Genomic DNA, 1,365 nt, shown 5'->3' on the forward strand with positions numbered 1-1,365 from the left:
GCCGGCGGGGCGGCCGACGGGGCGTACGGGCTGTGGCACTCGACGAACTCGGGCACGAGCTGGACGAAGCTCGCGAACGTCGACCAGGCCGACGCGATCGGCTTCGGGAAGGCGGCGACGGGGGCGTCGTACCAGACGCTCTACACCAGCGCGAAGATCGGTGGTGTCCGGGGCATCTTCCGTTCCACGGACAAGGGAGCGAGCTGGACCCGGGTCAACGACGACGCCCACCAGTGGGGCTGGACCGGCGCGGCGATCACCGGTGACCCGAGGGTGTACGGCCGGGTGTACGTCTCGACCAACGGCCGGGGCGTGATCTACGGCGACACGTCCGACACGGGCGGAGGCGGCGGCACCGATCCGACCGACCCGCCGGATCCCACTCCGACGGGCGCCTGCGCGGTGACCTACAAGATCACCAACCAGTGGTCGGGCGGTTTCCAGGCGGACGTCCAGATCGGCAACACGGGTACGAGTGCCTGGAGCGGCTGGACCCTCGGCTGGACCTTCCCCGGCGGCCAGACGGTCTCCCAGGCATGGAACGCCACCGTCACCCAGTCCGGCGCGACGGTCACCGCCAAGAACGTCGGCTGGAACGCGGGTGTGGCGGCCGGCTCCTCCGTGAGCTTCGGCTTCACGGGGAGCTGGTCGGGAACGAACGCGAAACCGGCCACGTTCAAGGTGGGCGACCAGAACTGCACCGTGCTCTGAACCGGCCCGCGCGCGAAGAGGCCCCGCCGGCACCGCCGGACGGGGTCTCTCAGCGTCCTGGGTCAGGGCGTGTAGACCGTCGGCCTGGGGGCCGTCGGCATGCCGTTGCCGAGGAAGAAGCTCGGGTGCGGGGGCTGGTTGTAGGCCGTATTTTGCCAGGCCAGGCCCGTGCGGTACATCGTGTCGTGGAGCAGGGTCGTGATCTTCGTCGACGTCTCGATCGGGGTCGAGTAGATCCGCAGGGCCCTGTTGTCCGACGTCGGCCAGACGACCTCCTCACGCCAGTCGCCGAGGATGTCGCCGGACAGCGAAGGGGTCGCCTTGGTGCCGTTGTTGGAGTGGACCGACGCCCCGGTCAGCAGACGGGTGTCCGACGAGGTGCCGTACTTGTCGATGTGGGTGCCGTCGAGGAGCTCGCGGACCGTGTCGCCGTCCCACCAGGACAGGAAGTTCACCGAGGACGGCTCGCGGCCCTTGGTGGCACCGGCCTCGTCACGGACCGAGGTGTCGGAGGCCGACCACACCTCGGCGCCGTCGTTGCCCGCCCAGATGTCCCCGGCCACGCCACGGCCGTTGTCGCAGCAGGCGGCCAGCTTCCAGTTCACCGTGCCGTTCGCCGGGTTGACGTACAGCTCGGCCGGCTGGGACGTCGAC

Annotated in this window: 1 protein-coding gene and 1 pseudogene; one reads left to right on the forward strand and one right to left on the reverse strand. The window is 70.0% G+C overall.

The features are described from left to right. Nucleotides 1-711: cellulose-binding domain-containing protein (locus AOJ26_RS37160; RefSeq protein WP_199828909.1), on the forward strand; the 711-nt coding region annotated here is incomplete at its 5' end. Between the two features lie 62 nt (nucleotides 712-773). Here AOJ26_RS37160 and AOJ26_RS37165 read toward each other — a convergent pair. Then, nucleotides 774-1,365: pseudogene (locus AOJ26_RS37165) on the reverse strand (rhamnogalacturonan lyase); the annotation flags it as partial.

The organism is Streptomyces sp. NRRL B-24085, assembly GCF_001282115.1.
Classification (GTDB): domain Bacteria; phylum Actinomycetota; class Actinomycetes; order Streptomycetales; family Streptomycetaceae; genus Streptomyces.